This is a genomic window from Glaciimonas sp. CA11.2, from assembly GCF_034314045.1.
GTDB lineage: Bacteria > Pseudomonadota > Gammaproteobacteria > Burkholderiales > Burkholderiaceae_D > Glaciimonas.
The window spans coordinates 1,516,850-1,539,300 of sequence record NZ_JAVIWL010000001.1 but is presented as its reverse complement, the minus strand read 5'-3'; the positions used below and the strand labels follow the sequence as shown (position 1 = coordinate 1,539,300).

The 22,451-nt window shown below is 49.0% G+C and carries 15 protein-coding genes; 7 read left to right on the top strand and 8 right to left on the bottom strand.

Features of this window, described 5'->3' with window-relative positions; all coding sequences use genetic code 11:
- Window positions 1–123 precede the first annotated feature (123 nt).
- From RGU75_RS06560 to msrB, 3 genes are all read right to left on the bottom strand, one after another.
- Window positions 124–537, bottom strand: a complete 414-nt coding sequence (locus RGU75_RS06560) for a VOC family protein (protein ID WP_322234145.1) — start codon at window positions 535–537, stop codon at window positions 124–126.
- 215 nt (window positions 538–752) lie between these two features.
- Complete coding sequence (gene msrA / locus RGU75_RS06555) at window positions 753–1,478, bottom strand: peptide-methionine (S)-S-oxide reductase MsrA (protein WP_416186789.1); 726 nt, start codon at window positions 1,476–1,478, stop codon at window positions 753–755.
- Window positions 1,479–1,519: 41 nt separating this feature from the next.
- Window positions 1,520–2,122 carry a peptide-methionine (R)-S-oxide reductase MsrB gene (gene msrB, locus RGU75_RS06550; protein WP_322234144.1) on the bottom strand — a complete coding sequence of 201 codons (603 nt, stop codon included), beginning with the start codon at window positions 2,120–2,122 and terminating at the stop codon, window positions 1,520–1,522.
- A 137-nt stretch (window positions 2,123–2,259) separates the two neighbouring features.
- Here msrB and RGU75_RS06545 point away from each other — a divergent pair, with 137 nt between their 5' ends.
- Window positions 2,260–2,583 carry a hypothetical protein gene (locus RGU75_RS06545; protein WP_322234143.1) on the top strand — a complete coding sequence of 108 codons (324 nt, stop codon included), beginning with the start codon at window positions 2,260–2,262 and terminating at the stop codon, window positions 2,581–2,583.
- A gap of 139 nt (window positions 2,584–2,722) precedes the next feature.
- On the opposite strand, the gene RGU75_RS06540 is transcribed toward RGU75_RS06545, so the two are convergent.
- The gene (locus RGU75_RS06540; RefSeq protein WP_322234141.1) at window positions 2,723–2,968 is read right to left on the bottom strand and encodes a hypothetical protein; all 246 of its coding nucleotides are present in this window, start codon (window positions 2,966–2,968) and stop codon (window positions 2,723–2,725) included.
- 848 nt (window positions 2,969–3,816) lie between these two features.
- Here RGU75_RS06540 and RGU75_RS06535 point away from each other — a divergent pair.
- The 5 genes from RGU75_RS06535 (at window position 3,817) to RGU75_RS06515 (ending at window position 12,647) form a co-directional block, all read left to right on the top strand.
- Entirely contained in the window at window positions 3,817–4,362 is a 546-nt protein-coding gene (locus RGU75_RS06535; protein ID WP_322234140.1) for a hypothetical protein, read from the top strand.
- A gap of 188 nt (window positions 4,363–4,550) precedes the next feature.
- Window positions 4,551–5,192 (top strand): hypothetical protein, encoded by a 642-nt coding sequence (locus tag RGU75_RS06530; protein WP_322234138.1) that lies wholly within the window; start codon window positions 4,551–4,553, stop codon window positions 5,190–5,192.
- Window positions 5,193–5,195: 3 nt separating this feature from the next.
- The gene (locus RGU75_RS06525; RefSeq protein WP_322234136.1) at window positions 5,196–7,079 is read left to right on the top strand and encodes a hypothetical protein; all 1,884 of its coding nucleotides are present in this window, start codon (window positions 5,196–5,198) and stop codon (window positions 7,077–7,079) included.
- 46 nt (window positions 7,080–7,125) lie between these two features.
- The gene (locus RGU75_RS06520; RefSeq protein WP_322234133.1) at window positions 7,126–7,596 is read left to right on the top strand and encodes a hypothetical protein; all 471 of its coding nucleotides are present in this window, start codon (window positions 7,126–7,128) and stop codon (window positions 7,594–7,596) included.
- Between the two features lie 17 nt (window positions 7,597–7,613).
- Window positions 7,614–12,647, top strand: a complete 5,034-nt coding sequence (locus RGU75_RS06515) for a calcium-binding protein (RefSeq protein ID WP_322234130.1) — start codon at window positions 7,614–7,616, stop codon at window positions 12,645–12,647.
- Window positions 12,648–12,999: 352 nt separating this feature from the next.
- Here the strand turns inward: RGU75_RS06515 and RGU75_RS06510 are convergent, their stop codons facing one another.
- The 4 genes from RGU75_RS06510 to RGU75_RS06495 all read right to left on the bottom strand — a co-directional run bounded on the left by RGU75_RS06510 (window position 13,000) and on the right by RGU75_RS06495 (window position 19,176).
- Window positions 13,000–14,361 (bottom strand): carbohydrate porin, encoded by a 1,362-nt coding sequence (locus RGU75_RS06510; protein WP_322234127.1) that lies wholly within the window; start codon window positions 14,359–14,361, stop codon window positions 13,000–13,002.
- A gap of 198 nt (window positions 14,362–14,559) precedes the next feature.
- Window positions 14,560–15,999: a PepSY domain-containing protein gene (locus RGU75_RS06505; RefSeq protein WP_322234125.1), complete on the bottom strand. Its 1,440-nt coding sequence runs from the start codon at window positions 15,997–15,999 to the stop codon at window positions 14,560–14,562.
- 178 nt (window positions 16,000–16,177) lie between these two features.
- Complete coding sequence (locus tag RGU75_RS06500; protein WP_322234122.1) at window positions 16,178–18,574, bottom strand: TonB-dependent receptor; 2,397 nt, start codon at window positions 18,572–18,574, stop codon at window positions 16,178–16,180.
- A 122-nt stretch (window positions 18,575–18,696) separates the two neighbouring features.
- On the bottom strand, window positions 18,697–19,176 hold the full coding sequence (locus tag RGU75_RS06495; RefSeq protein ID WP_322234118.1) for a DUF2946 domain-containing protein: 480 nt from the start codon (window positions 19,174–19,176) through the stop codon (window positions 18,697–18,699).
- Between the two features lie 590 nt (window positions 19,177–19,766).
- Here RGU75_RS06495 and RGU75_RS06490 point away from each other — a divergent pair.
- On the top strand, window positions 19,767–22,403 hold the full coding sequence (locus tag RGU75_RS06490; protein ID WP_322234116.1) for an EAL domain-containing protein: 2,637 nt from the start codon (window positions 19,767–19,769) through the stop codon (window positions 22,401–22,403).
- The last annotated feature ends 48 nt before the right edge of the window (window positions 22,404–22,451 follow it).

The window sequence follows — 22,451 nt, the reverse complement described above, 5'->3', positions numbered from 1 at the left end:
AAGAGACGTTCATCTGAGCGATCTGCCTCCCGCGCCGTTTATTGGCGCAGGTAATATCAACTCGACATATCGCTAAACGTCAGGTCGATTGGGGAAATCGGGACCCGGACCTCAAGCAACACGTCACTCCGGTCTCTTCTCACAATTAATCATCCATGGAATACCGAACTGGTCGGTGAGCATCCCAAAACGTTTAGCCCAGAAAGTCTCCGCAATCGGCATCTGTATCGTGCCGTTTTTCGCCAATGCTGCAAATGCGCGTTCGGCTTCTTCCGGTTCATCAATACCCAGCATCACATGAAAACCTTTTGCTGCCTCATAGCGTTCAGGCGGACTATCCGCACCCATTAATAGTTTATCGCCCACCATCAGGCGTGCATGGATAATCTTATCGCGCCACTCCGGTGGCGTCTGCTCTGCTATAGGCGTATCGCCGTGCGTCATCATCGCGACGATTTCACCGTCCAGACAGGCGGCATAAAAGGTAAATGCTTCCTCACATTGTCCATTAAAGTTGAGATACGGATTCATTTGCATGGTCGGCTCCTTAAAATGGGTTCAAACTGTTTTGAGCCATTGGAATTACTTCGCCCCAATATGGCTAAAGCGACATGATCTCCCATAGGACCGATACAAACTTTTAATGTTCCCCCATCATATCGGCTAATTCACATAATATTTTTCTTGAAAAAAATGTCAAGAATTGACCTTGCTTTGTCATCAAACGCGTCTTAAGTCAGACACCATCACTACTAATAACCACTGGCAACCGGTACATTGGTATAAAGTTTTGGGAAGACACGTTTCAGATTGTCGATTTTAGGTAAGTCATTGAACACGATGTAAGGATACGTAGGATTGTGGAGCAAGAAATCCTGATGATATGCCTCCGCCGGGTAAAATCCTTGTAATGGATCGACACGTGTCACGATGCTGGCCGGAAATGCATGCGCTTTTGTCAGTTGCGCAATGTAGGCTTGGGCGATGTTTTTTTGCGTGTCATCTGCATAGAAAATATTGGAGCGATATTGCGTGCCGGTATCAGGCCCTTGCCGGTTAAGTTGGGTCGGATCCTGTGTCACCGAGAAGAAAACCTGGAGTAATTCGCCATAGGAGACGACTGCCGGATCGAAGGTGATCTGAACCGACTCGGCGTGCCCGGTTTTTCCTGAACTGACTGTCTCATATTGGGCGCTGTTCTTATCGCCACCGCTGTAGCCAGAAACAACCTTGTGTACGCCACGAACGTGTTCGTACACGCCTTGTACGCCCCAGAAACATCCTCCAGCGAATACGGCCGTTTGAAGCGGGCCTTTAGTTTTTGCGATGTTGGCCTCGGGTGGCGCGATGATGACGGGCGCCTCGGCAGCGTATGACGCGGTTGTCCAGGCAATGCAGGTGGCGCTTGTGATGCCCATTAATAGCGTAAAAATAGTCCGCATAACGATTTTTGTATGGCGTGGTTTAAGAGATTTCATTGTGTCCTCCTGATGATTATTCATTCTACAGCGACCGTAGATTAGCCGCGCGCGACGAAACGTAGCGCAACAGAGTTCATGCAATAACGTAAACCGGTTGGCTTGGGACCGTCATTGAAAACGTGGCCCAGATGCGCGTCGCAAAGATGGCACGAAATCGCATCACGTTGCAACCCTAAACTATTGTCAGCATCTTTGACGACATTGTGTGTCGATATAGGTTGCCAAAAACTTGGCCAGCCCGTACCGGATTCGAATTTTGTTTTTGAGTCGAACAGTGCCGTATCGCAACAAATACAGCGATAAAGTCCATCTGCATGGTTATCCGCGTATTTCCCTGTAAATGGGGTCTCGGTTCCCGCCTTGCGCGTGACTTGATACGAATCAGCAGAAAGCAAATGTCGCCATTCATCATCAGTTCTGACAAGTTTTTGTATGGAGGCCACTTTCAGACTCTTGCCCGATGCCGAAAAATATTCAATGGTGACTTCGTGACTTTTGGCTGGTGTGAATAGCGTCGCCGCCATTGCCTTACCAAGCAGATTACTGGCGACAACGGCGCTCACGCCATACTTAAGCAGCATGCGCCGTCCGAACTTTGTTTCGCCAATGATAAATGCACATTTTTTATCTGTTGCGTTCATGATGCATCCTTACCGAAAGATGAATGTTTGATGTTGCGTCGTGCTGAGTCGTGTAATTTCGCTGCCACAACATCGACCGATGTACACGTCACTAATGTCTATTAAGTCGTCAATTTGAGCAAAACCTTACACCCGAAATGAAATTTGTTTGCCGCCGGCATAGCTGCGGACCGGGCCAGCGCGCAACTATTGCGTGGTGCTTAGCCGCTTTTCTAAAGACTGGTCGCAACAACCATACTGCATCGTTCGATGCCATGAATGACGTGGTATCGCACTCCATGCAACATATGACCGATGCCGATCTGGGTAGCATTGCCGTATATCTGAAGTCACTAGCGCCCAAAAATCTACAGGCAGTGCCATTTAAGGCAGACAGCAAAGTCGCAACGGCTTTATTTAACGGCGTGGTAAGTACAACTGGCGCGCAGATTTATCTCGACCGCTGCGCTTGCTGTCATTGATCGGACGGTAACGGTTATAGCAAAGCTTTTCCTGCGCTGGCTGGCAATGCCTTGCTGCAAACCGCTGATCCAACCTCCGCAATTAATATTGTATTGTCAGGCAGTGCGTTACCAGCGACCAGGACAGCTCCATCGGCGCTCACCATGGCGGTGCGGCAACGGCTGCACAAGTCGCCAAAATCTGCAAAATGTCGGTTCCGGTCAAGGCTGAAACTGCCGCATCACTTGCGCCCGGACGCGCGAGAACTTTCCCCGCGGCCGAGCTTGCGACAGCGCCCTCTCGATAGGTGACATCTTTAATCTCACACCAGCTAATGAGACCAGCAGCATTCTGACCTACGTGATGGTTTGCGTAAATCAGAAACGCATTTAACGCTACTTTCATTTACTCTTCAATTTCTTTTAGCCAGCTTCGTGCTGGCTTTTTTACGTCTGAAGCGACGATCTACAAAGAAATCAAATTGTCGCTCATCCCCGACATGATCAACATCAAGCCCAACATTAAGCCTGACAAAAAAATACATCGATAGCGCAAAAAACGCTCTGACAATCTTGCTAACAAAATTTTCAAAGAAGTAGAAATGAGTCAAATCACGATCACCTTTGGCATTTTAATAGTGTGATCAACTGATCCAGCATGAGGGGAAGTGTATTTTGTAGAATTTTCTCTGTTAATTCGAGAATAGTCTCGTATCAATCTGGAAATTTCATTTGTAGAATTGAAGCCAATTAAAAATAAAAGAATAACGAGAATAGGTCACGAGAGCGCTCACCGCGATTGCAGTTACGCCACCACATCTTGACACCAGATCGAATAACGGTCGATGAAAATATAAATAACGGAATGAAGTCGTTCCGATCCAAACATGATTGATCAGTACTCCAGGCGCGCAACGCTCCTCGATATTTAAACAAAGTGAGAACTTACGCAAAACTGTCCCAGCAATGGGGTTGCCAACCTTGCTGACGGTGACAGTGCGCTAGTGCTGAGCCGTCAAGGTCTGGCCTTGTCGGCGGCTAGGAAAGTACAACGGAGTTGGACAATTTTGCGTCAGTCCTAAAAGTAAAGAAAAGTTTTTAACCGACAAATACTGACAGAGTTATAGACAGAATCAACCAAGGAACAGTGAGCATGAGGAACGCATTTTGCATGACGATACGCATACCATTTTACTTAATATTTTTTCTGATGATGAAATCGGTTCTAGTTAGTTTCTTTAGCGAGACGACACATTGAAACAAATACACTCCAAAGACCGCAAAGCGACTTTTACTTTGCCTGCCGAACACCAGCGTGACAATCCCAACAAAGACCGCATTACCTTTGCTTTTCATTATCCGGATATGACGCCGATAGCGCAGGGAAACGCACCTGAAAAAGATGAGATAAAAATATATTTGAGCCCTGCATTCGCAACTGATCGCCTTAATACCAGCTATGCAAAAAATCTGGAAGAAAACGCCATAGATTACTTTGATCCGATGCGGAGCGAAACCAAATATCGCACCGGCCGGGAAGGTATATACCGGAAGTATCAACTAGGCAAACCAGACAAGCCGGATTTGGTAAGCATCTATTACATCTTTCAGGCAGCCGATAAGCAACAAGTATGGGTGAACGACCCCGCGCGCTGGATGTGCGTTTTTAAAGTTCATAGAACTGTCGATTCGTACTTCGATGTGCAATACACGATTGCCAAATCGCTAGGCAAAGACTTCTTCGAAATCGACAAAATCGTCGCCGAACTGATTCACAAAAATATAACCATTCACCCTTGATTAGAGTAATCAAGCATGACTGCAATTGAATTGTGTCTTGGTGAAGTGTTGAGTTTAAGGCGGGTGGTTAGCGACCACCTATTTATTGAGGTGCGAAGTGGACAAAACTAAGGAGACAAAATGAGAAAAAAGGTCGCTGCATGATCAAACGTAAGCGGTCATGGCTCCGTATTTTTTGGATCGTTTTGATGACGATAGCAATTTTTATATTCTGTATTTTTTTGTCGGTGGTGGTGTTCTATTTGATCGTTTCTAACACGAAGGACGATTCGGTGAAACAACTGCATTCTAAGGATGGGAAAGCGACGTTTACTTTACCGGTCAAATACATACCAAGCACTGCACGCGAAGGTAAAATTATTTTTGCTTTTCATTATCCGAGTATGGAACCAATAAGACCGGGAAAAGCGCCTGAAAACGACGAGGTCGAAATATATTTGAGTCCCACAATAGCACCTGATCGTTCTCGTGCAAACGCTGCAAAAAATCTGGAGAAAAATGCGATAGATCAATTTAATTCCAATCGTCCTGGATTGGAATACCGCATTGGACAATTCGGTATTTACCGGATGTATCAGGAAGGTGATCCCGATAAACCCGATTCGTTAAGTACGTATTATGTTTTTCAAGCAGCGGACGGGCAGCGCGTCTGGGTCAAGGACCCAGTTAATTTTATGTTCCTTTATAAGGTGCTTCGCACTATGGATTACCAGTTCGATGTGCAATACACAATTGCCAAGCCGATAGGCAAAGATTTCTTCAAAATCGATGAAGTGGTTACTGCACTGCTTAACCAAAATACAACCTTCCAATCACCACCCACGGAGTAAATTATGTCTGCTATTGAATTATCGATTCATGAAGTTCTGGCCTTGCAAGAAATGGGAGCTAATCATCAGTATGCGGACGCGTATCGCTATCTGCGCGATCTCGTCGGAGAGATGCAAAAGAATAATTACACCGATGAGCGCAATCGTCTGGAAACCTGGCTGGATCGTGCCGCTAGTATTAACGCCAATGATGGTTCCAGGTCCAGCGAGTTTGTCCGCGGGGCGACGGAGTCGATTGGGGAGCAATTGGGTAAGCCAATAACTGAGGCTGATTTCCAAAGGGTATCTAACGAACTTGCAGAATCTGTCATCAAGCGAGTTCTCGAGGGAAAAGGCATTCCCGATGTCGCAGATATAATTGGAGACGATGTAGAGGCCGCAGTCAAAGGTTTCAAGCTACCCGAATGGGCATGGGCCGGCACCATGGGCGATATCGTCCCAACCGTCTTCGGTGGATTAGGCAACGATTACGTCCAGCTACCTGACGGAGATGCACGAGAATACGGCGAAGCGTTCGGCAAAGCCGCCGCCGCAAACGCGGCTGGCGCGTGGCGCATGTTGGGTGGCGACGCCATCAAGGATTTCTTCAACCGTTCACGAACCTACCGCTGCGATCCCTTGGTCCTCGACCTAGACGGAGACGGCATCGAAACCGTCAGCAGCAAAAACAACATCTACTTCGACAACAACAACGACGGTATTAAAACCGCGACCGGTTGGGTCGGTGCTGACGATGGCTTGCTCGTCATGGACCGCAACGGCAACGGCGTGATCGATAACGGAACGGAACTCTTCGGCAATTCCACCCAACTTGATAACGGCCACACCGCCAGCGATGGTTTCGGTGCGCTGGCTGATCTGGATTCCAACCACGATGGCAAGATCGATAAAAACGACGCCAACTGGAACCAGCTCAAAGTCTGGCGTGATCTCAATCAGGATGGCATATCTCAAGCCAATGAATTATTCACGCTGGATCAACTCGGCATCGCCAGCCTCAACGTCAACAAAAAATCACATAACCAAACACTCGCCAATGGTAACCAGTTAGCCGACCAAGGTACGTACACAAAAACCGATGGCAGCACCGGCAACATGGGTGACGTGAATTTTGAAGAAGACGCCTTCCATCGGGAGTTTACTGATGAAGTCGTGATTGCCGATAACGTCAAAGACCTGCCCGATATGCAAGGCGCAGGCAAAGTGCGCGACCTGCGCGAAGCCGCCAGCTTGTCCGCGTCACTACAAAGTGTATTAGCACACTACAGCGCCGCCACCACACGAGAAGAACAGCGCGGCTTGCTGGATCAACTGCTGTCCGATTGGGCCGACACATCCGGCATGACCAAAACCCTGCAAGAACGCGCTGGCAGTGCTTATACGGTGATCTGGCAATCGCTGGGCGGTCAGGTCATCACCGACGACGCCGCCGGTCGCGCCATCGTTGCCGCGTGGGAAAAGAAGCTGCATATTCTGGAAGCGTTTAACGGGCAATATTATTTTGCGATGCATAACCTGACCGGCATGGGTTACACCGGCTTCAAGATGGTCGAAGGCAAAAATGGTCAGCCGGGGACTATCACGATTAGTTTATATGCCGAACAGGTAAACAGCCTCAATCAAGCTTATGACGCATTGCAGGAATCGATCTACGGTTCGTTATTGTTGCAGACACGGTTTAAGTCGTTGATTGATCAGATTGAATTAAAGATAGATGTGGATGGAATGCATCTGGATAGTTTTGACGCTATTCGAAACACGCTGCATCAATACGAACGAAGCGCGCAACGAGTTCTGGTGTTAAGCAAATTGTTTAATGAGCGCCTGTTAATTGAACCGCGAGGTGGACAAAACCAAAGAGCCGAAATAAACAAGGTTGCAGCGTGATTAGGCCTAGTAATGAAGTAAATATGGAATGTCAGGAGGCGATTTTATGGACATAAAAAATATCATGTCCAGAGCACTTTTATTAATAGGAGGACTATGCATTTTTCTGGCATTTTGCAACGTTTTTTATATTGCATTTTTTATTCGAGGTCCAGAATCATGGTTTCCTATAGAAATACTTTATTCAGTATTACTTGTATTTTTAGGGGCTATTTTCCCGATTTTTTTCATTTATAAAAAAAATTACATAAGCTTGTCAAGATTTAATGAGTTAAGAAAAAAAATTCACGAAAAAGGATATTTTAGTAATGCCATATGGACTTGGATATTTATTTTTCTATTACTTGTTATGAATATACCCGGAAAGCAAAGTCTTAATCCAAGCAGATTACAGTTATTGACTGAAAGTAATATTTTTTACCTTTTTTGTGAAGTTCTTTTCTTATCTGCTTTCTGGGTTTCTACAGTCGCGATATGTATCGGATACATAAAAAAAATCGATTATCAATCAAAATAAATTAGCTGAGGTGTGAAATGAGTATTGCGTACATTGTTACTAAATCCGGTATTCTGATTATTGACGGTTCGCCTGCGGCGATCAAAGCCATTGCCAAGGGAATGGGAAAGGACTCCCTTCCTGTAGTTGAGCATTTAGGACAAATTGTCCAAACAGGCGACGATGCCAAAACTGTTTCTGATACCGTTTTGGACACATTAAGAAATTCTATTGGTGGCGATTTAACAAGCCAAGTAAAACTTGTCGGTTCTTTGGGCGCTGGTGTTGCAATTGGCGAGGCAGCAGCTATTGGACTAGGGGCGCTTGCAACTGTGGTGGGTTTAGGAGTGATTGCAATACCCTTAGGAGTCGCAGCAGGTGTGGCTGGAGGTTATTGGGGATCAAAATATTACGAAGAGGCATTCGACAAATTCAATAAACTAGGCCAAGAAATTAATGACCGTTTCACCCGCTCCCGCACCTACCGCTACGATCCCTTAGTCCTCGACCTCGACGGAGACGGCATCGAAACCGTGGGCAGCAAAAACAACATCTACTTCGACAACAACAACGACGGCATTAAAACCGCGACAGGTTGGGTCGGCGCTGACGATGGCTTACTCGTCATGGACCGCAACGGTAACGGCGTGATCGACAACGGTACGGAACTCTTCGGCAACTCCACCCACCTCGACAACGGCCACACCGCCAGCGATGGTTTCGGTGCGCTGGCTGATCTGGATTCCAACCACGATGGCAAGATCGATAAAAACGACGCCAACTGGAATCAGCTCAAAGTCTGGCGTGATCTTAATCAGGATGGTATTTCTCAAGCCAATGAATTATTCACACTCGACCAACTCGGCATCGCCAGCCTCAACGTCAACAAAAAATCACACAACCAGACACTCGCCAATGGCAACCAGTTAGCCGACCACGGCACGTATACAAAAACGGATGGCAGCAGCGGCAATATGGGTGACGTGAATTTTGAGGAAGACGCCTTCCATCGGGAATTTACTGATGAAGTCGTGATTGCCGATAACGTCAAAGATCTGCCCGATATGCAAGGCGCAGGCAAAGTGCGCGACCTGCGCGAAGCCGCCAGCTTGTCGACATCACTGCAAGACGTTTTGGCACACTACAGCGCGGCCACCACACGTGAAGAGCAACGCGGTTTGCTGGATCAACTGCTGTCCGATTGGGCCGACACATCCGGCATGACTAAAACCCTGCAAGAACGCGCTGGCAGTGCTTATACGGTGATCTGGCGATCGCTGGGCGGTCAGGTTATTACTGACGACGCCGCCGGTCGGGCCATCGTTGCTGCGTGGGAAAAGAAACTGCATATTCTGGAAGCGTTTAACGGGCAATATTATTTTGCGATGCATAACCTGACCGGCATGGGTTACAACGGCTTCAAGATGGTCGAAGGCAAAAATGGTCAGCCTGGGACTATCACGATTAGTTTATATGCCGAACAGGTAAACAGCCTCAATCAAGCTTATGACGCATTGCAGGAATCGATCTACGGTTCGTTATTGTTGCAGACACGGTTTAAGTCGTTGATTGATCAGATTGAATTAAAGATAGATACCGATGGGATGCATCTGGATTATGGTGCGCTGGAAAAACACTTCAAGGCAGCGATTGCGGCGGATGGCATAAAAGGGTTGTACGATTTGATCGACTTTAATCGTGCAGCGGGAAGTGCGATGCAGGATTTTAGCTGGATTGGAGCTGAGTTGATCGCCTTGGGTCTCTCTACACTGGATGCATCGCCTGAAATACAAAAGTTATTTGCTGAACTGAGCAGCGTTATGAACAAGAATGGTACGAAGAAAAAGGATTTGATTGTCGGTGGGAATGGAAATGATACTTTGAATGGCTACGCAGGTAACGATGTCATGCTGGGAGGGAGGGGCGATGATTCGTTAGATGGGGGTGAGGGCGATGACACGCTAAGTGGTAATGCTGGTGACGATCGTCTCAACGGTGGGGAAGGTAATGACACTTTACTAGGTGGCGCTGGCGAAGATACGTTAAGCGGCGGCGCTGGTAATGACATTCTGACCGGTGGCAAGGGCGACGACAAACTGCAGGGTGGCGCTGGCAATGATACGTATGTGTTAAGTCGTGGTGACGGCCACGACACGATCAACAATTATGATTATGGTACTGATTACTCGGGCGGCGGTCGCACGGATGTCGTGATTTTTACTGATATGAATGCCAGCGATATTCAGGGTCTGCGTACTGTCAATACAGATCTGATTATCGAATTTGGAAGCGGTGACAGTCTCACGATCAGCAACTATTTTAATAACGCAAGCTATCAAATTGACCAGTTCCGGTTTGCTGATGGGCAGGTGTGGACCGGCGCACAAATACTGGGTGCTTATCCGATTGTGCTGACTGACAAGAATGACCATCTGGGATTTTCCAATAGTGGCGAGACAATTTATGCCGGTGCCGGTGATGACACTATTTACGGATATGGTGGTGATGATGTGATCGATGGCGGGACCGGGAATAATTATCTGAATGGCGGTAGCGGCAATGACCGGTTATCCGGGTGCGCGGGCGACGATACGTTGGATGGCGAAGCGGGCGACGATGTACTGGACGGCGGGGAAGGTAATAACCGCTTGGACGGTGGAAGTGGCAACGACACGCTGATCACTGGTGCTGGCAACGATACGTTAACTGGTGGCGATGGCAATGACATCCTGACCGGTGGTAAGGGCGACGACAAACTGCAGGGTGGCGCTGGCAATGATACGTATGTGTTAAGTCGTGGTGACGGCCACGACACGATCAACAATTATGATTATGGTACTGATTACTCGGGCGGCGGTCGCACGGATGTCGTAATTTTTACCGATATGAATGCCAGCGATATCCGCGGTCTGCGTACTGTCAATACAGATCTGATCATCGAATTTGGAAACGGTGACAGTCTCACGATCAGCAACTATTTTAATAACGCAAGCTATCAAATTGACCAGTTCCGGTTTGCTGATGGGCAGGTGTGGACCGGCGCACAAATACTGGGTGCTTATCCGATTGTGCTGACTGACAAGAATGACCATCTGGGATTTTCCAATAGTGGCGAGACAATTTATGCCGGTGCCGGTGATGACACTATTTACGGATATGGTGGTGATGATGTGATCGATGGCGGGACCGGGAATAATTATCTGAATGGCGGTAGCGGCAATGACCGGTTATCCGGGTGCGCGGGCGACGATACGTTGGATGGCGAAGCGGGCGACGATGTACTGGACGGCGGGGAAGGTAATAACCGCTTGGACGGTGGAAGTGGCAACGACACGCTGATCACTGGTGCTGGCAACGATACGTTAACTGGTGGCGATGGCAATGACATCCTGACCGGTGGCAAGGGCGACGACAAACTGCAGGGTGGCGCTGGCAATGATACGTATGTGTTAAGTCGTGGTGACGGCCACGACACGATCAACAATTATGATTATGGTACTGATTACTCGGGCGGTGGTCGCACGGATGTCGTGATTTTTACTGATATGAATGCCAGCGATATTCAGGGTCTGCGTACTGTCAATACAGATCTGATTATCGAATTTGGAAGCGGTGACAGTCTCACGATCAGCAACTATTTTGATGGCGTGAACTATCAAATCAACCAGTTCCGGTTTGCTGATGGTCAGGTGTGGACCGGCGCACAAATACTGGCTACGCATCCGGTGATGCTGACCGACAATAATGACAATCTGCGATTTTCTGATAGTGGCGAGACGATTTATGCAGGCGGCGGTAATGACACGATTTATAGCTTTGGCGGTGATGACGTCATCGACGGCGGTACTGGAAATAATTATCTGAATGGTGGCAGCGGCAATGACCGGTTATTCGCAGGCGACGGCAACGATACATTGATTGGCGAATCGGGCGATGACGTGCTGGAAGGGGGGGAAGGTAATAATCAATTAGACGGTGGAAGTGGTAACGATACGCTGACCACCGGCGCTGGCAAGGATACGTTAAGCGGTGGCGATGGGAATGATATTCTGACCAGCGGTAGCGGCGAAGATACGTTAAGCGGCGGCGCTGGTAATGACATTCTGACCGGTGGAAAGGGTGACGATATGCTCAATGGCGGCTTTGGTAATGACACCTATATGTTAAGTCGCGGTGACGGCCACGACACGATCAACAATTATGATTATGGTACTGATTACTCGGGCGGTGGTCGCACGGACGTGATCCGATTCACAGACGTCAATTCTGATGCTTTAAACGGTTTGCGACGCGTCAAGAATGACTTAATCATAGACTACGGCAACTGCGACAGCATCACGGTGGCTAATTATTTTAATGGCGCTAGTTATCAAATCAATCAATTCCAGTTTGCCGATGGCAAGACATTGACCGGAACAGAATTACTTTCGGCATATCCAATTGCGCCGCCCGAAGCTGCCGATAGCATGGGCGTTATGAACGCAGATCAGTATAGTCATGCTGACGTTAGTGATGATAACGGTCAAGCTGACAATGATGACGTTAAGAGCGAAGCAGATAACGACGACAAAGTGATAACAGATAGCATTGGCAAGCAGGTGGTTGCTGTGCATGTTAGCGAGGGAATCGCCGCTGCTGCTTTGCTGTTTGGACAAGCGGGCGATCGGGTGTTGGCTAAGGCTCGGAAACAGCAGGCAATTATTGATAATTGGTTCACGAAAGTGGATGGTCGTCGCGCGTCATCTTTGCAGACGGTGACTGACAATTCGACCGTTGATGCTGCCGGTTCTACTGATACCGCGCCCAATCAGAAGATTCCGCAGTTTAATTTTGATGCCGTTGTTGCGCAGTTTGAACAACTGCCCGCCAGGCCTCCTGCGGTCAATTTGTGGGCGGAGTCGGCTGCGTTGCTCGATTTGCATCTCAAGAAGAGTAATGCGGCAGGTCTTGGTTGTGATCTGGTCGGGCAATATGCAAAGAATGGCCATGACGTCGGTAGTGCAGTCAATTCGGCGCAGGCAATGTTGGCACCGCCGCATTTCGGTGCGACTGATTTGCACGGGCGGCGATAGTCATTTTGTAATCAACGTATCGGCAGGGAATGTTTAATCTTGCCGATATTTCATCCTACGCTAAGGCGTTACCCAAAATCGGTTCGGTGGGATTATTTGCCTGACCGTTGGTAAATGCCCTTAGTTGACGGTGTTGTTAATCTCGCTATCACTAACTCGCCTTTGGCTCAAACATGTTTCCCAACAATTCCCGCCGGATGACTAAAATACTGGCAGGGCCAATGACGGGGTAAGTCATTAGCAGCAGCCTTCGTAATTGGCGAGATTCGGTGTGCGCTAACCTCGTCTACAAGGTCTATATATCAGCACGCTCTAGGGCTAATCGCTTGCCCAATCAGGGTCGGGCAAACACTTAAAATTCTGCGTGAAGCCGAATAGTCCCGACATTGACCGGACCGCGATCTGCGTTATAGGCGGGATTGGTAATACGTTGAGCGTCAAACATCAAGTAAGTATCTTTGTATAGGTGGATGTTGTAATACGCCTCCAGAATTTTTTCCGGTTTGTAATGCAATTTTCCATCGCCAATAAACGCACCAAGGCCACCTAGCGATAAATAGTCCTGATGCGCTTTGCTTAAGCCATTTTGCGCGACGGCAACACCAATCGTGTCTTTGGAGCGTCCCCACTGCTCGCCTTTTATTGCTACGCCAGCGGTGACAGAGCGTTCGATCTCGGTGAAAGAATACGTCTCGGTCTTGCCATCGTTTCTGCTGGCCCGGGCGAAGAGGCCAATGTCAGAGCGCAGTGCATGTTCCAGACTGAAGCCATAGCCAACCTTGAAACTGTCTTTGCGCACGGCAGCGACTGAAGGAATGCCGCCGTTGTCAGCGGCGATAGCATCGCTGAAACTGCCCATGTTTTCTTTGTTGCGGAAGACTAGAAATCTTACTTTGCCGACTTGATTGCCGAGGGCGTAGCCGCGTTCAATTTCAATTTGATCGCCGTAATACTTGGCCAGACGAGTTTCCAGCGGCTGTCCGTTGGACATAATCGGGACCATGAACCGACCGTAACGTATCGCCCAATCGTCATAGTAATATTCTGCCGCACCGCCCCATGTATAACCACGGGCGTCACCAGCATAATCATATGCGCCGTAAGTCAAAAAGGACCAGTTAACGAATTGTGTGCGGGCATCGTGCGCGTAGGCGTTGTTATCGAAAATATCGGTGACGCTGACGTTCCCCAGTGTAACGACCAGCCGTCGCTTATCGACCATGCCAGCCAACTGATTTGGCCCGGATTCGACGGCATCACGCGCGCCGCCAAAGTCGAAGGTTTGCCGTAAAAATAGTCGTGCACGATAAAACTTTGGGTTGGGTCCACTCGTTTTTTGTTGTTCACTATTGGTCATGCCGCCCAAACCATGCAAACCTGAAAGCGGTACTGCCTGGACCATTTCCGGATTGAAATACAGTTCTGCTCCACCCCAGAGCCGAAGGCCGAAATAACCGGTCGCTGTCAGGGAATATGCTTTTTCGCGTTCTGGCGACAAGCTGTTAGTGCCGCTATAAGGCGCATCGAACGACTGTTTGCGCTGCCAGATGTAGGTTGACTGAAATTTTGCGTTCCATGTCTCGGGAGCAATGATTTTTTCTGCTTCCCGAGAAACTGGCGTCGGTTCTTCCTGGGCATTGGCCATGGTGATACTGCTAAGGTAGGCCGACGCCATCAGGCAGCCGATAAGGATATTTTTTTTACTTGTAAACATAGGGGCTCCGAGAACAGCGAGAGTCTATTGGCCGCCATTTTTTTAGTCAAGAACAATGGCGGAAATAAAATTAGCTTGCGCTCGCTACGTTGCTACGTGGAGACAATGACATAATACAGTAGCATATTTATGCTAGATGTTACTGAATCTCAATTTGATTCTGGTGACGTCATTTGTGATTAATGACCTAAAAAAGCATCAAGGTTTCTTTCTAAAAAATAGGGTGTCGCCTAACCACACAATAAGCATCGACACGCCCATCAATGGGAATAAAAACCCCATAATCGCCAGATATCCTTTCCATCGCTTGATGGAGGATGGTGGTTGCAGCACCCGCTTTGGCGCGCCCAATGCTTTTACTGGACGGCGTTTCCACCAGATCACAAAGCCAGTAATTGCTATTCCTAGCAGCGCTAATGAAATCGCTGCGCAAATCAGTTGATTCGCCAAGCCAAAATATTCGCCCATGTGCAAGGCAACACCTAGCGAGACTGCTTTGGACACGGGGTTGTAGTCGGAAAAACGCATATCTTTCAACATTTTTCCGCTATATTGATCAATATGCAGCGTGCGTTGTTGGTCAAGATCGGAGCGTAAAAATATCGAATTGCCGGGAGCATACGATACGGTAAATACACCGGATTTTTTTGTAGGCAGCGCGAGTTGATAGGTCAGCATGCCGCTGGTCGCCGCTATCGCCGCGACTTGATCGATGGAGAGTCTTTGCGGTGGCATCACGTGGACATGTGACATCGGCACGGTGGTCGCGCCCACCGCCCAGGGAATCTCGGCCAATGGGAGATCGCGCATCTTCATTGGTGGTGAGGGCATCGCTGGCGTGGAAAGGTTTAACGGCGCTGTCGATCCATGAATATGTTCGGTTTTAGACGCCGGTGCAGAATGATCGACATTCGCCCATGTGACGATAGATTGAAAATTCTTGCCCCAGAAACTCGACCACGGTAATCCGCTCAAGATAAAAAACAATGCACCGATTGCCACCCAGATACCGACGACCAGATGCAGTTCTCGCCAGATGGCGCGTCCGCGTAAACCGCCGCGTGGAAGTAACGTTCCCCATACAGAAAATGCTGTTCTGGGCCACCACAAAGCGATTCCGGTTCCCAGCATGATCAATGTCCAGCAAGCCGCCAGTTCCATTAACCATCCACCCCATTTGCCCAGCATTAGATCGCGATGAATCTGTCGTACCTGATTCATGATGCGATGTTCTACGCTGAGCGTGCCTAGAACACTGCCGGTGGTTGGATTGACGTACACGCTGGTGCTTTCGCCCGAGGTTAAACGGAATACCGCTTCGGTGCTGCGTTGCGGATTGGCGCTGACGCTTAACGAGGTGGCGACGGCCTCATTGGGAACCGCGCGGGCGGCAATCGCTAACTGCTTGTCGTAGCTAATTGGGTGTTGCGTGCTGGCGGCGACGAATAACTTGTCGCCATACAGCGCGGTATCGATCTGCGGCTTAAAGACATAGATCGCGCCGGTAATTGCCAGTGCGATCAAAAAAGGCATCACGAACAGTCCGGCATAGAAATGCCATCGCCATAAAATACGGTAATTGCGCGAGGCAGAAAGTGCTGAGTCGGTGGGCGATGGCGCTTGAAGGGTGGTTTGCATAGTTTGTTTTCGGTACTAAATGTGTTTTTACGGGGCGGTGACTAATGGCTAGTCGCTGCCCCTTTTGCGTCAACCAATAATTGGCGGTGTACAGCCGAGCTGATCTTAAGAGTGTGATAGAGAGTGAACAGGCGCTGTCTATACGGTATACGGTGCCTATCTGTCACGCATCTATCTTCTACATGCTGACTTTTGCTTCCATATAGAAAGTTCTGCCAGGATACGGGTAGTACACGTAGTAGCGTCGGTCGGTCAGATTGTCGATGCCGAATCCAAGCTCAGTATGTTTCGTCGGCTTAAACGTCAGCTTGGTGTCGAATACCAAAAATGAACTGGTGCCGCCAAAAGTATTGGGATTGATATCGGTATTTGTGAGCGTGTTGAACTGTCGCCCGGAGAAGCGCCCGCCAAGCATCACGCTGGCTTGCTCATTGAGGCGATAGGTGCTGACCAGATTTGCGCGCCACAATGGAATGCGGTAAAAATTCTTTCCAACCGTCGCCGGATTTTTGCTATTTTCCACAATGATTGAGCGTGTATAACCAACGCTGGCACTGAGATCAAGGCCGCGCAGGATGACATTTTCACCGGAATAACGCAGCTCGACGCCGCGCGAGCGCACGCGATCAATATTCTGGATATTCGTCACGTTAGGAAACACCGCCGTATTGGTTTGGCTAAACAAGGTGTTTTTTACATCATCTTCAAATAGCGACATGCGCAGCAGACCGTTCGATTGTGACCACTCGGCACTCAATTCTTTTGCCAGATCGTTTTCGGGCTTCAAATTGGGATCGTTATTCACTAACGTTGATCCGGTCAGGCTGCCTTGAAATAGTTCGCTCACCGTTGGGAAGCGATACGCGCGTCCGGTAGAAAAGCGGAAAGTCAGATCGGGCGTGGCCTGATACGACAATGCCGCCTTTGGCGACCAATAAGATTCGGTGCGATTGCTATAGGCTTGCGACGAACCAACCACTGCGCGCATGCCATCATAGGCGCGCCAGTCTTCATAGCGCAATCCGGTGGTTAACTTCCAGCGTGAGGATAGTTGCCATGCGTCTTGGGCAAACAGCGCCTGTGTTTCGGTTTTGCCGGCAAAGGCATTATTGAATCCGCCGCCACCACTACCATCACCATCTCGCCAGTTGCTTAGATTTTTGGTCTTATTTTCCAGGAAGTAATTGTCGTAGTGATAGCCGAAGGTGGGCCAATGCGTCCCTGCGCTGACGGTAACCGGTTTGTAGTCGGTCACAAGATCGAGCGTTTTCCAGCCGGAACCATCGCCGAAGGTGGCCACGCCGGTCAGATCATTTGGCAGTCCGCTGTTGGCGGATCGCGAAATGCTCTTTGAAATGTCGAAATAGGAAGCAATCGCCGAATAGTTCCAGCCGTTCGGGTGTTGGGTTTTGAGTGTCAGGCCATAAAGCTGATTCTCGCTTTCGCTGGCCGCGGGGGCAAAGAACCCTTTTGGGAGGTTGTATTGATAGCCACCAATATTGACCAGACCGGCGACCACAGGATTACCATTAGCGTCGCGCAAGAATGTTGCAGTGTTGTTATTCACCTGTTGACGCCAGTAGCCGAACGTCAATCCCGCCTGCAATGTCGGCGTGATGTCGTAAGTTGCTTTGAACTTGAACTGATCTTGCACGACGCGTTCAGCACCTTCGGAGTTCACGCCAAATAGCGTCGAAGGTGCACCGTTGGGATTGGTATATTGATAAGCGCCAGTGACCGGAACAGCCGCGCCAGTCGCCGGTATGGTAGACCGTAGTTGGTTGCCATAGACGAAAGGTTGCCCGGCATTGCTGAGATGATCAATCCCCAACAGGAAGGACAGATTTCCAACCTTGTTGCCAATCAACGCGGTGGTTTTATTGCCATCAAAATGGCTATCCACACCGAACAGATTGAATTGCTGACGGAATACTTGCGTCTTCAGCATGGCCTCAAGTTTGGTCGGTATTTTGGTTGTGATCGCCACGGTTGCTCCCATTGAATTGCCCGGGTATAAGGCCGAAAAAGGACCGTACATGACGTCAACCTGCGCAATATCTTCGGGAAAAACCATCGACCAATGCGGTGGAAAGCTGAATGTATTGCCTAGGAAATTGCTCAACAAAAGACCATCCGCGTACACCAATCCGCGTGCGGTCTGTGAGTTCCCATTGCCACGGACGGAAATGGTGGCGTTTTCATCACCGATAAAGCGCTTGCGAATCGCCATATTAGGCATGTATTTCAATGCATCTTCGGTGTTGATGACGTTCATATTTTCTACCTGTTGGGCGGTGATACGTTCACTCGTAGCTGGCAAATTGACATCAAACACTTGTTTTTCTCTCACCCCCGTGACGACGACTTCTGGAACATGACTTTCTTCTTCAGCGGCAAACGCAGGTTGAAAAAGGATAGGCAGGACAAAAAAAGAAAGCGGTAACAATGCCGCTGTTAAGTAGGATGACTGGCTGGATGATGAAGTGCGTTGTGATGCAACAAGCGCAATTGAACACCCGATGGCACGTGCATTAGCACGCACGACTCCCTTAGTTTGCGAACGCAAATTAAGCATAAACTTCCCCTGGATTTCACCTAGCGCTTTAATTGGCTAAGCAAATGAATAAGCACCTCCGCACGGCATAAGCAATGCAGCGGCGGCGACACTATCGTGTCAGCACATGACTAATCAGAAAATCAGGACTGCTTCAGGGGCGAGGGAGGATCGAGCGGATTGGTCTGCCCGCGAAATGGGCGTGGTGGATAGTAATCGTATAACAACGGCACCGCATGCGACGTCGTGACCGCCGTGACGACCATGATGTGGAAATAACTGGTGACGAGCGGGCTATGCGCTAGCAGCGTGCAGTAGCCGCAGGCATCGCCATGGTCGGCGTGACTGTCGTGACCATCGTGCCTATCGTGACCATCGTGACCATCCTGATTCGGGTGATCTTGGTGATCTCCATTCTCGTTGACCAGGAGCGAGTAGTTGTCGCCCTTATTCGTGTCAAGATGAACTAATCCCGAGGATGTGCAGAGGTCATTGACTATCTGCGCCGTCCGCGTCGCCGTCATCGCCTTCATCGTTTGTGAAATCGCAGGCATGAACATGCTTAGCCAGAGGGCTATGAGGCACGTCCAGACGATGCGTTTTTGAAAACGGGTAAGTGACATGCGGTACTGACGGAGAGGGTGTCAACTATAAGTGAGGCCGTGACACTAGGTGTGGCATGGCTGACATGATGCAAATTCGGGACTAAAAATGATAATGATCCGAGCCGCGATAATGCTTCGGCATTCTATTGTGAAGGTGTGAGAAATACAAGCTGCAGTGACGCCTAAGCGGTCAATATAATAATATCGAACTGCGGCCACCTCGTAGACTATCCCGGCGCATCCGTTGATATAGTTATCTAAATTACAAATCACTGTATTATCCAAATATGCCTGGACTGGGGTTGCTGGGCTGGCGTGCTAAATCCGGGGTGTCTTAAACCAGTGCATTCTTTATCGGAAACTAATACTTTCCGGCATCGAGTTCGGGGTTATTATTGTTTTTGAGAATTATTCTTCTCGGACGTAATTAATCCGTTGGCTTGCGCACCGTCAACCATCCGGAGTTCGGCATTCTCGGTCTCAATGCATGTTCCCGAGATATAAAAATGATTAAAAAAAGTATTAAATCTTTAGTCATCATTTCCCTCGTCGTCGTAGTGTTCGTACTCGTTCTATTAGCCAGCTTGTCTGTATACATGGAAACGAAATTGAACAGTGCCACGAAATGGGTCGACCATACCCATCAGGTCCTGAGTACGATTGAAAAATTTCAAAATAATCTGATACGCGCCGAATCGGCACAACGCGGGTATTTTGTCCTCCGGGCGGCGCGTTTTTTAAACGATCGTGAAAATGCAGTCGATTTGGCGCGCGTGAATATACGCGAAATAGAAGCGCTCACGTTAGATAACAATAAACAAATACATTACCTGAAGACGCTTCAAGACTTGTTTGCGCAGAGAGTCGCGATGTTCATCAAAACGCAGGCAATTAGTGACACCTTGGGGAGCATTCCTGCAGCGCACTATTTTGTTGAGGGCGCCGATATATCTAACAGGTTGCAGCACGTGACCAAGAACATGATAGACGAGGAAAATGGGTTGCTGACGGCCCGCAATGCAAAAGAATCGAAGAGTCTGCGCTTAGCTCACGCTAGTTTCATTTTGCTGGGCGTCTCACTTACACTGGTTTTATTGCTGTTGGCAAGGCGTATCGTTCGGGATTTGGGGGCGCAAGAACAAGCGATTGAGGTGCTGCGACGGTCCCGCGACGAACTTGAAACGCGAAACCAATATCAGGCAAGAATGTTGCGCAGTGAAGCACTGATTCAAATCGCGAGTCGTATCGCCCATTTTGGCGGTTGGATGGCTGATTTAGAGACCGATCAGGTTTCCTGGTCGGAAGAAGTGTGTGACATCTATGCCGTATCACACGGCACCACTCCGACGATTGCAGATGCAAGTCAGTTTTACGTGGACAAAGGGCGCGTATCACTGACACATCTCTTTAATACTTGCGTCCGCGACGGCACGCCCTACGACCAAGAGGTGGAAATTTTAACGGCCAGCAAGCGCCAGGGGTGGGTACGTATCACTGGCGAAGCCGTGCGCGATACAACCGGACTGGTCATACAGATAAGGGGAGGAATCCAGGATATTTCCGAGAGGAAGCGTTCCGAGGCGAACGCGGTACGGCAGGCGGCGCTGTTGACGGCCACTCTGGAAAGTATTACCGACGCGTTTGTGATGGTCGATCGACAATGGCATTTTAAGTATCTCAACCACGAAGCTGAGCGGCTATTGCAAATTTCGAGTGGGCAGGTTCTTGGCACCAGTTTGTGGGATATATTTTCTGAAGCGGTCGGTGGCCAATATGCCAGGGAATATCATCGGGCGATTGCACAAAACTGTTCAGTGGCTTTCGAGGAATATGACGGGAAACTGAAAATATGGATGGAGATACGGGCATATCCTTCCGAAGAGGGCCTGGCTATCTACTTTCTGGATATCAGCCAGCGTAAGGCAATGGAGGGCGAATTACACGCACTTGCATTCTACGATGCGCTGACTACTCTTCCCAATCGTCAGTTGCTGCTCGACCGGATCGAGAAGGCGGTGGCGTTAAGCCGGCGTACAGGACGTTTTGGCGCTGTGCTATTCATTGATCTGGATAACTTCAAGGGTATTAATGACACTCGCGGGCATGACGAAGGCGATATGTTACTAAAGTTAGTTGCTAACCGGCTGAAAGAATCTGTGCGGGTCAGCGATACGGTGGCGCGGCTCGGTGGCGACGAATTTGTTGTCTTGTTAGAAGATTTAGCGGATGCCGAGAAAGAGGCAGCGGACAATGCCGGGGGAGTTGGTGAAAAAATACTTAACTCCTTTGGCAAGCCTTTCGAGATCATCTATCAGGAGCACTATAGTAGTGCCAGCATCGGCATCGCCATTTTCGGCGGTCCATCGATTACTTCCGAAGACGTTTTGAAACAAGCTGATCTTGCAATGTATCAGGCAAAAGCGTCCGGGCGCAATGCCATGTCGTTTTTCCTCCCCGAAATGCAGGCACTAGTCACCGCCCGTGTTGCTATGGTCACCGATCTTCGTCATGCGTTGACCAGGAATGAGTTTCTTCTCTACTTTCAACCGCAGTCTGATGTGCAGGGCCGAATGACCGGGGCTGAAGCGCTTGTGCGCTGGAACCACCCGGTGCGGGGATTGGTGATGCCAGCAGAGTTTATTTCCATCGCAGAAGAAACCGGTTTAATTATGCCACTTGGGCTGTGGGTATTGAGCACGGCTTGCGTCCAATTGGCTCGATGGGCTAAATCGCCAGAGACCGAGATGTTTAGTATGTCGGTAAACGTCAGCGCTTCCCAGTTTCATCATCTGGATTTTGTAGATCAAGTTGTGAAGATCCTTATTGATACAGGTGCGAATCCCGCCAGACTCAAGCTTGAATTGACCGAAAGCCTGTTGATTAAAGATGTTGAAGGCACGATTCGCAAAATGCATGCCCTCAAGGCCATGGGCATTGGATTCTCTCTAGACGACTTTGGAACGGGTTACTCTTCACTTTCCTATCTACAGCGCCTGCCTCTGGATGAGTTGAAAATTGATAAAGTCTTTATCCAGGATTTTGCCGATGAACAACAAGGCGCGATCATTATCCGTATGGTCGTCGCTTTGGGTAAAGCTTTTAATCTGGACGTTGTGGCTGAGGGAGTAGAAACGGCCGAACAATATGCATTCGTCGTAGAAGAGGGATGCAAAGCTTACCAGGGTTACCTGTACAGCAAACCGCTACCGAAGCTTGCGCTAGAGGCATTCATTCTTGAGCAGTGAGATGTATCGCCGTAAGCAAAAGGCATTATTTTGGAATAGGCCGGGTCA

Excerpts from the sequence above, each read along its gene's own strand:
- RGU75_RS06560 (WP_322234145.1), bottom strand. The coding sequence starts at position 537 with ATGCAAATGAATCCGTATCTCAACTTTAATGGACAATGTGAGGAAGCA.
- RGU75_RS06520 (WP_322234133.1), top strand. The coding sequence starts at position 7,126 with ATGGACATAAAAAATATCATGTCCAGAGCACTTTTATTAATAGGAGGA.
- msrA (WP_416186789.1), bottom strand. The coding sequence starts at position 1,478 with ATGAAATCTCTTAAACCACGCCATACAAAAATCGTTATGCGGACTATT.
- RGU75_RS06515 (WP_322234130.1), top strand. The coding sequence starts at position 7,614 with ATGAGTATTGCGTACATTGTTACTAAATCCGGTATTCTGATTATTGAC.
- RGU75_RS06500 (WP_322234122.1), bottom strand. The coding sequence starts at position 18,574 with ATGCTTAATTTGCGTTCGCAAACTAAGGGAGTCGTGCGTGCTAATGCA.
- RGU75_RS06510 (WP_322234127.1), bottom strand. The coding sequence starts at position 14,361 with ATGTTTACAAGTAAAAAAAATATCCTTATCGGCTGCCTGATGGCGTCG.
- RGU75_RS06495 (WP_322234118.1), bottom strand. The coding sequence starts at position 19,176 with ATGTCACTTACCCGTTTTCAAAAACGCATCGTCTGGACGTGCCTCATA.
- RGU75_RS06545 (WP_322234143.1), top strand. The coding sequence starts at position 2,260 with ATGAAATTTGTTTGCCGCCGGCATAGCTGCGGACCGGGCCAGCGCGCA.
- RGU75_RS06540 (WP_322234141.1), bottom strand. The coding sequence starts at position 2,968 with ATGAAAGTAGCGTTAAATGCGTTTCTGATTTACGCAAACCATCACGTA.
- msrB (WP_322234144.1), bottom strand. The coding sequence starts at position 2,122 with ATGAACGCAACAGATAAAAAATGTGCATTTATCATTGGCGAAACAAAG.
- RGU75_RS06530 (WP_322234138.1), top strand. The coding sequence starts at position 4,551 with ATGACGATAGCAATTTTTATATTCTGTATTTTTTTGTCGGTGGTGGTG.
- RGU75_RS06525 (WP_322234136.1), top strand. The coding sequence starts at position 5,196 with ATGTCTGCTATTGAATTATCGATTCATGAAGTTCTGGCCTTGCAAGAA.
- RGU75_RS06505 (WP_322234125.1), bottom strand. The coding sequence starts at position 15,999 with ATGCAAACCACCCTTCAAGCGCCATCGCCCACCGACTCAGCACTTTCT.